8 protein-coding genes are annotated in these 7,965 nt (G+C 54.9%); 1 reads left to right on the top strand and 7 read right to left on the bottom strand.

Going from position 1 to position 7,965, the window contains the following annotated elements:
• From CPT76_RS21745 to CPT76_RS21720, 7 genes are all read right to left on the bottom strand, one after another.
• Nucleotides 1–440, bottom strand: a 440-nt coding sequence (locus CPT76_RS21745) for a pentapeptide repeat-containing protein (protein ID WP_258168731.1), incomplete at its 3' end; no start/stop codon positions are given.
• 257 nt (nucleotides 441–697) lie between these two features.
• A complete protein-coding gene (locus CPT76_RS21740) occupies nucleotides 698–2,899 on the bottom strand; it encodes an alpha-L-rhamnosidase-related protein (RefSeq protein ID WP_105444450.1) in 2,202 nt (733 codons plus the stop codon).
• A 43-nt stretch (nucleotides 2,900–2,942) separates the two neighbouring features.
• Nucleotides 2,943–3,782, bottom strand: coding sequence for a carbohydrate ABC transporter permease (locus CPT76_RS21735; protein ID WP_076169701.1), 840 nt, complete (start codon nucleotides 3,780–3,782; stop codon nucleotides 2,943–2,945).
• Between the two features lie 15 nt (nucleotides 3,783–3,797).
• A complete protein-coding gene (locus CPT76_RS40280) occupies nucleotides 3,798–3,995 on the bottom strand; it encodes a hypothetical protein (protein WP_258168730.1) in 198 nt (65 codons plus the stop codon).
• Complete coding sequence (locus CPT76_RS21730) at nucleotides 3,992–4,567, bottom strand: carbohydrate ABC transporter permease (RefSeq protein WP_258168729.1); 576 nt, start codon at nucleotides 4,565–4,567, stop codon at nucleotides 3,992–3,994. The genes CPT76_RS40280 and CPT76_RS21730 overlap by 4 nt, the downstream gene beginning before the upstream one ends.
• Before the next feature lie 120 nt (nucleotides 4,568–4,687).
• Nucleotides 4,688–6,013, bottom strand: a complete 1,326-nt coding sequence (locus CPT76_RS21725) for an ABC transporter substrate-binding protein (protein ID WP_105444449.1) — start codon at nucleotides 6,011–6,013, stop codon at nucleotides 4,688–4,690.
• A 245-nt stretch (nucleotides 6,014–6,258) separates the two neighbouring features.
• The gene (locus tag CPT76_RS21720; RefSeq protein WP_105444448.1) at nucleotides 6,259–7,269 is read right to left on the bottom strand and encodes a LacI family DNA-binding transcriptional regulator; all 1,011 of its coding nucleotides are present in this window, start codon (nucleotides 7,267–7,269) and stop codon (nucleotides 6,259–6,261) included.
• Between the two features lie 223 nt (nucleotides 7,270–7,492).
• Between CPT76_RS21720 and CPT76_RS40275 the strand changes: the two genes are divergently transcribed.
• Nucleotides 7,493–7,965: response regulator (locus CPT76_RS40275; RefSeq protein WP_258168728.1), on the top strand; the 473-nt coding region annotated here is incomplete at its 3' end.

Here is a 7,965-nt window from a genome sequence, read left to right as displayed (position 1 = left end):
GCCTCGCGGAGATCCGCTTTTTGCAGATTGCATTCGGATAAGTCCGCCTCTACAAAGCGGATACCCCGCAGCTGCTGCTTGACGAGATTGGCATGCCGCAGGTTCGTGTAAGACCAGTCCCCGCCCTGGATTGTGATGCCGTCCAGCGATGCGCCGGAGAAGTCGCTGCCCGTCATTTTGCAATCCTCAAACTTGCTTACAAACAAATTGGCTCCCGCAAAGCGGCAGTTTGTAAACGCCGACCGGGCATGAACAGAAGCGTTCAGCGTCGCTCCCCCAAAGTCGCATTCGATAAACCGGCAGCCGGTCGTCCAGACCTCATCCAGCGCGGCTCCGCGAAAGCTGCACTGTTGGAAGGTGCATCCCTTCAGTTCCCCTTCCTTCAGATCGGCTTGGCCAAAATCCACTTTTACGTATTCCTCATCTATGTACTGATACATCCGCTCATCCCCCACGTTTTATTCGATAACCCTTAAGTTTGTTTAGACGGTTTATTTTCTATCCTATCAAACATATGTTCCTTTCTCAATCGTCGTGAAGCCTTATGGTGCACCATTCCGATGTCCTCCTCTGAAAAAACAAAAACAGAAGGCCCGGGTCATATCCTGGGCCTTCTGTTCTTTTCCCCCGCGTAACCATTGCTGGGAATTATCCGTTTGTAATCCTCTGTACAGCGCTCTGAGGTGCTGCCGCCTACTTACAGCGTCACCCGGATATGCGGCTCATCGCTGATCACCGTCTGGCCGGCCCATTCGAGGATGACCTTCAGCCCACCGGGATTCGCGATGTCGGCATGCAGCTTGCCCGCCTCGGAGCGGAGCTCCAGGTCGATGACCGCCTGGCCGATATGAAGCTGCTGAAGCGTCATCTTTTTTCCGTCCCAGACGGACGGAATGAGCGGCGCAATGTGCACGGTGTTCAGATGCGCATGCGGCTTGACGCCGAAGAAGTGGCGGATCAGCGGAACGGCCATCGCATACAGCGTCCATGCCTGGACTGCGCAGCCGTAATCCGGCGACATCTCGTTCATCGAGCCCGGCAGCGCCATCGAGAACGTGCGCATCATCCGCCGGAGCAGATCAAGCGACTCATCGGCAAAGCCGTATACCGCCTCTGCCACGGCGTGCACGCCCGTAGATATCGTCATCGTTTCGGTCCGGTATACCCCTGAGAGGTATGTGCCGTACGGACCGATGAATTCCTCCGTTCTCATGTTGCCGAGAGCCCGGACCGCCTTCTCCCGCTCCGCGATTCCGGTTTCCATCGGGGTCACGATCACCCAGTTTTTGTTCAGCAGCCAGCCGCGGTCTTCCTGCTCATCCTGCACCCGGTCCAGCACCCGGTTGAGAACGTCCCGGTAACCCTGGACGCCGTGCTTCTCCGCAACGGACACCAGATGGTCAACCTTCGGCACAATGTCGCTCTTCGGAGCGACCGCATCGGCGTATAGGCCGTCCTCCTCGGACCAGTATACCCGGTTGATGGCTTTCTTCATCCGGTCCGCCAGCGCTTCGTACGCCTCCGCCCGCTGCCTTTCGCCAAGCGCCACGCTCATGCTGGTGAGAGCTCCGGCCGCCTGAGCCGAATACACCGCGGTATCGATCAATTCCATATTCAGGCCGGAAATTTCAATGATTCCGTAGCCGGATGGGAACAGATCGCCGTCCGGGTCCATTTCATGCAGCAGCCAATCCATGCCCTGCACGCAAATGTTGTAGTTCTCTCTAAGCATCTCCAGATCACCTGTCCAGGTGAACAGATCCCAGATCATCGTGATGAAATGGGCGGTTTCCTGCGTATTCCCCGGGTTAGCAACCACGCCCATCGTCGTAATTTCGTGAACGATGCGTCCGTTACCGTTGGCTTCCTGCGAAATGCTTCTGAGGATATCTACCGTATCCTTAGCGAGCCGAAAATCCCCCACAGCGGCAAGTCCCTGCACCGTATAGGAGTTGTCGCAGCCAAACCACCACGGATAATGCGGGGAGCCCGCGGTCAGGCCGCGCCCGATAAAATCGACCTTTTGCACGAGCCACTGCGTATTCCATTTGGTCCAGGAGAAGATTTCATTCAGCTCGTCTTCTCCTTCAATGCTGAGCTTGGATTTCCGGTCGATGCTCTCCAGCAGGCGCAGCTTTTGTTCAAACAGCCGTTCATGCTCCTGCTTGAGACGGTCGAACGTGGCGATGCATTCGTCCCGGGATGTGTAAGAGCCTGCGATAAAGGCGTGAAAAGCAAAGGTTTCGCCTGGCGCCAGCTTCAGAGAAGCGGTGAGCGAAGCCCCGGAACCGCCGCCTGCGGTCCGCTCCGGGCCGAACAGGGAACGGTCTGTGGTCATCTGGACCGATCCGACTCCGGGCATTTCAGCCCCCACCATCACGTACCATTCGCTGCCGCTGTCTTTGGCGATCAGGGCCGACTCCGACACCGCTTCAAACCGGTCCTCTTCCCCGTCCTCGATACCGATTTGCTCTGAGTACCACACCGGGCGAAGATCGGAGCGAAAGAGCATTTCCAGCTCCAGCACCGTTTCCTCTGCCGCATAGTTCACGATTTCGTACCGGACGACCATGCCCTTTTCTTCGTCAGGCGCAAACTGGACGCGCTTCATCGAGACCGGGATATGCCCCAGGCCATGATCGTAACGGAATTCCGAACCCCAAGGATGATTGATGAACTCGTCCGCCTTGGACCAGACGGAAATGTTCCGGCGGTGATCGGTCAGCCGGAGCCAGAAGCCGTCCAGCAGCTTGATGGGATGAAGCCATACTCCTCCCATTTCACCGGCAACATGATGTCCAAAGTCCGGGAAATAGCCGTCCTGCGTACCGACCGCCTTGATATATTCACCCGCCGTCAAATAAATCGGGAATGGATGCCTGCTGCTTTGCTTTATCATTCGGAATCTCCTCTTCTTCTTGTGTATTGGTCTTTCGCGAAGGCTAGCCCTTCATCGCGGACGAGAGGGAAATCCCCTCGATGAAATACTTCTGCAGGAAGAAAAACACAATGATCGCCGGCAGCATGATCAGCACGGTAGCGGCCATCAGCATGTTCCATTCGACGTTATAGAGCCCCTTGAACATGGACAGCCCCAGGGCCAGCGTATATTTTTCGTTCGAATTCAAATAAATCAGCGGACCCTGGAAATCGTTCCACACGCCCATAAAGGTAAAAATCGATACCGCGATGAGCGGCGGTTTGCTCAGCGGAAGCATGATCCGCGTAAAAATGCTCCACCGGTTAGCCCCGTCCATATACGCGGCTTCATCGAGGTCTCGGGGAATTCCCCGCATAAACTGCCGGATCAAAAAGATGTTGAAGGCGCCCCCGCCAAAAAAGGACGGAACGATCAGCGGCAGGAACGTATCGACCCAGCCTGCCTCCTTGAACATGATGAACATCGGAATCATCGTCACCTGGCCCGGAAGCATCATCGTCGCCAGCAGCACGAGAAACAGCCAGCGCTTGCCCTTGAATTTGAACCGGGCGAAGCCGTATGCGCACAGGGCCGAGGTAAACACCGTTCCGATCATGACCGGAATCAGGATCAGCACCGTGTTTTTCAGGAACAGAAAAAACGGCACCGCGGTCACTGCGTCCCGGTAGTTCCCCCATTTCCACGTTTTGGGGAAGAACGAATCCTGAAAGACCTCGGCCGGCGTTTTCAGCGAGGTGGATACGGTCCAGAGCAGCGGCACAAGTACGATCGCAGCGCCCGCAGTCAGCAGCAGCAGCGTCAGGATCCGGGACAAACTCCATTTTCGAATTGCCGTATGCATACGCGATCCCTCCTTTTAATCCCGGTCGTCATCGCCGTTGTAGTACACCCACATGGAGGAGCTGCGGATGACAATCAGCGTGAAGAACAGGATGATCGCAAATAAAATCCAGGATAAAGCTGAAGCATAGCCCATTTCGTAGTTCACGAACGCCTTGTTATATAAATACAGGTTGTAGAACAGCGTTGAGTTGAGCGGGCCTCCATTTGTCATAACAAAGGCCTGGGTGAAGTACTGAAAGCCCCCTGCAGACCAGACAGGTAAATGATGATCGTGTTGCCGACGCCCCAGATGCCCATGACGATCAGCGCCCCAAGCGCATAGCTCGGATCCTGCAGCCAGGCCGGTCCCTGAATGCCGAACCATCCCAGCGCCCGGTTCAATATGCCGTATTCCGGATTGAAAATCATGATCCACATCATCGACACGGCGACGGCCGGAATGACCGACGGCATGAAGTAGATCAGGCGGAACAACTTCATGCCCCGGGTCCGCATGTTCAGCAGCAGCGCGATGAGAAGAGAGACAATCTGATATAAAGGGACGGAGACGAGGGCAAAAATGAATGTGACTTTCAGCGACTGGTAGAACAGCTCATCGTGAAAAATCGCCTTGAAGTTGTCCAGGCCGACGAATTCGATCGATCCGATGCCCGTAATGATGTCCCATTTGCTGAAGGACAGAACAAACGAAAAGAGCATCGGACCCAGCGTAAACAGCAGCAGGCCCAGAAACCAAGGAAGAATAAACAGGTATCCCGCCCTTTCCGATCGTGAATTCCGCATAAAGTAACCTCCTTGATGGTACGGATGGCCGCCCGGCTGATGCAGCACGGGCTGTTGCATCCGGATGTTCGACGAAGGAGGAAGCCATGAATCGGGGACTCATGGCTTCCTGTGTCATCCTTACTTCGCGATCTTGCTATCCACATTTTTGGCCGCCTCATCCAAGGCGTCCTTCACCGTGGATTTATTCAGCAGCACCTTTTCAACCGCCTTATTGAATTCCTCCGTAAAGGTCGGCGCATTCGCCGAACGCATGGAAATCGGCTTTTTGGCATAATCCATCATTTCGATGACCGGTTTGTCGACCACTTCCGTGCTCTTGACCTGATCCAGCTCCGCAACGGTAGCCGGAAGCACCTGGCCCTTTTCGGAGCGGGCCTTTTGCGCCTCGGTGCCGGACAGCCATTTCATCAGCTCATACGCTTCCTTCTTGTGCTTGCCGTTTGCGTTCATCGCCCAGCCGGCGGCGGCAATAATGCTTGCGCGTTCTCCGCTTACCCCTTTCGGGATCAATGCCGAACCGTACTGCACGTCGGATTTGTCGAGATCGCCCTTGACCCAACGTCCGGTAATCATCATGGCCAGCTTGTCGGTCATGAACATCGACGAGTCCCCGCCCAGCGTCTCGGTGTCCTGCGGCGTTGGGGATACGCGGTCGTCACCCTGTGCCAGCGCCACGTATTTTTCCATGGCTGCCACCGTCTTCTCGCTGTTCATGAAGCCTTCCGCTTTCGTGCCGTCTTCATTGCCGATGTCGGTTCCGTTCAGCCACAGGTATATGTAAATCGGATATTCCCATTTGGTTGCGTTAAAGCCGAATTCCTTGATTTTGCCGCTGCCGTCCTTCTGGGTCAGCTTCTTGGCCGCGCTGATCATGTCGTCCCAGGTCCAGTCGTCGGTCGGATAAGGGATCTTGGCGGCGTCGAACATGCGCTTGTTGTACCATAAAGCGAGCGGATTGAAGTCTTTCGGAAGGTAGTACAGCTTACCGCCGATTTTGCCCATGTTCAGCAGATCCTGCTGGAACATATCCGTCTTGAAGGAGCTGTCCTGGCTGATGTACTCATCCAGAGGCTCCACCACGCCCTTGTCGACGTATTTGAAATAATCCCCTTCACCGATCAAAAAGACGTCCGGTGCCTGCCCCGCCGCCAACGAAGTCGTCAGCTTCGTGGCATAGCCGTCTCCCGGAACCGGTTCAAACGTAACCTTGATGCCCGGGTGGGATGCATTGAACTCGTCGGCCAGCTTTTTCTCTACCGAATCGGCCGACAGCTCTCCCCAGGTCGTAAATTTAAGCTCAACCACTTTGCCTGACCCGCCGCCATCAGAGGAACCGCCCCCCTGGGCGCTGTCGTTCCCCTTGGAACCCGAGCCGGATGAGCAGGCGCTCAGGATGACGCTGAACAGCAGAACAAACGCTACACTTGCAGACCATTTTTTCATTGGATAGACCTCCCTGTTTTTTCACTGGAAACGATGAAAGCCGTGCAACCCAATCACCTAAAAAATAGAGTACTGATGCGGTCCCAAATCGATTTCGGAACCTTGAAAAAAATATTCACCCTCCCTGCAGGTTGGCCTGTCGGCTCCTTGTTGGCATGAAGGTGAAATGCATTGGTACCCTTGTTCCGAAATCGATTTCGATATCCGTAAAAAAATATGAAAATTTGAAAGCGCTTCCGTGCAAATTATAGCATCGACGTCGTTTCCCTGTCAACCACCTGAAATGGAATTTTCAAATGTTTTCCTGTGCCGTTGTGCTCCAGCAGATGAATGACCTGCTCGAATGCCGTCATAGCCATCCGCTTAAAATCCTGCCTCACTGTGGTCAGCTTGGGTGACGTGTAGCTGGACAGCACGATATCGTCAAACCCGATCACGGACAGCTGCTCCGGAACGCGGACGTTCATCTCGCGGCAGCGGTTCATGAAGCCGATCGCCATCAGATCGCTTGCGAAGAAAACGGCCGTCACGTCCGGGTGGTCCTGCAAATAGGACTCTGCCGAACCATAGGCATACTCCTCCGTATAATCGCCGTTAACGACCAGCGCTGGATCGAATTCGATGCCGTTTGCTTTCAATGCCTGCCGGTAACCCTTCAAACGCTCGTTGCTGACCACGGCAAAATTATGGCCGTTGACCATGCCGATCCGGCGGTGTCCGAGATCGACCAGATGCTGGATGGCCGCCTGGGCCGCCCCGACGTTATCCGTCATCACCGAGCTGGTGTGGCTTCCCGTAATGTCAGCGTCGATCACGACGCACGGAAAATTACTGTCCACGATTTCCTGAAAATACGGATCGGTCGTCTTTAGTCCCGTTATGACCGCGCCCGATACCTTGTGCTCCTTGCAGAACTGCCAATAGGACTTGTCCTGCTGCTCCGACAGGTTCCGTGTGTACAGCAGCACCTCGTAATTGTAATGCGACGCCGCCTCGAAAATCCCTGTCATCATCTGAAACAGCACGCCGTCCTTGCCGCTCGAACCCTCAAAATTGGAGAAGATCAGCGCGATCGATTTCGTGACTTTTTGCTTCAGATTTTTGGCCAGCATATTGGGGGAGTAGTTCAGCTCCTCGACCGCCTTCAGCACCTTCTTCCGCGTCTCCTCGCTCACGTCCGAATACCCGTTCAGCGCCTTGGAGACGACCGTCGTCGATACGTTGGCATGCTTGGCCACATCCTTGATCGTTGCCATGTTTCTCTCACCTCCCGTCCCGGCTAATATTTTCATATTAAAGCATAGAGCCGGGATTATGTCAAAATACGGCAATTCGGACGTTCCACCTTTGACTCGCACATTCCCCATATCCACAAATCCGCTTTTACAGTATAATTATTCCAGAATTATTACGTTTTTATGAACAAGGACCCTGGGTCCGGAAGCCTTACGGCATCGAACAAAAGACAGGGGGCATACCATGTACAAAGTATTCATCGTCGACGATGAAGCGGTTGTCCGCGACGGGCTGAAGCGAACGATCGGCTGGCAGGAGCTCGGCTTCGAGCTGATCGGCGATTACGCCAACGGCCGCGAGGCGCTGGAGGCGATCGATCTGAACATGCCGGATCTCATCATTTCGGACATCTCCATGCCGTTTATGGACGGTCTTGCGCTGACGGCCGCTGCAGGCTCCAAATATCCGCATATCAAAATGATCATCCTGACCGGTTACGACGAGTTCGAATACGCGCAGCAGGCCATTCGCCTCAAGGTTTCCGATTTTATTTTGAAACCGATTACTGCCCAGGAAATCCGCGAGCTGCTTCTGAAGGTCAAGGCCGAGATGGACGAAGAGACCCGCAGACGCGAGGATTTCAGCCGGCTCTACAGCCAGCTAAAGCAGAGCCTGCCGCTCCTGAAGGAGCGCTTCCTGGAGCGCCTCGTCGTTAC

It is taken from the genome of Paenibacillus sp. AR247 (assembly GCF_002968895.1).
In the GTDB taxonomy this organism is placed as follows: Bacteria; Bacillota; Bacilli; order Paenibacillales; family Paenibacillaceae; genus Paenibacillus_AQ; species Paenibacillus_AQ favisporus.
The sequence above is the reverse complement of the archived record's forward strand: the minus strand, read 5'-3'. Positions and strand labels throughout refer to the sequence as shown.

Coding starts and splice junctions, on each gene's coding strand:
- CPT76_RS21740 (WP_105444450.1), bottom strand. CDS start 2,899: ATGATAAAGCAAAGCAGCAGGCATCCATTCCCGATTTATTTGACGGCG.
- CPT76_RS21735 (WP_076169701.1), bottom strand. CDS start 3,782: ATGCATACGGCAATTCGAAAATGGAGTTTGTCCCGGATCCTGACGCTG.
- CPT76_RS40280 (WP_258168730.1), bottom strand. CDS start 3,995: ATGACAAATGGAGGCCCGCTCAACTCAACGCTGTTCTACAACCTGTAT.
- CPT76_RS21730 (WP_258168729.1), bottom strand. CDS start 4,567: ATGCGGAATTCACGATCGGAAAGGGCGGGATACCTGTTTATTCTTCCT.
- CPT76_RS21725 (WP_105444449.1), bottom strand. CDS start 6,013: ATGAAAAAATGGTCTGCAAGTGTAGCGTTTGTTCTGCTGTTCAGCGTC.
- CPT76_RS21720 (WP_105444448.1), bottom strand. CDS start 7,269: ATGGCAACGATCAAGGATGTGGCCAAGCATGCCAACGTATCGACGACG.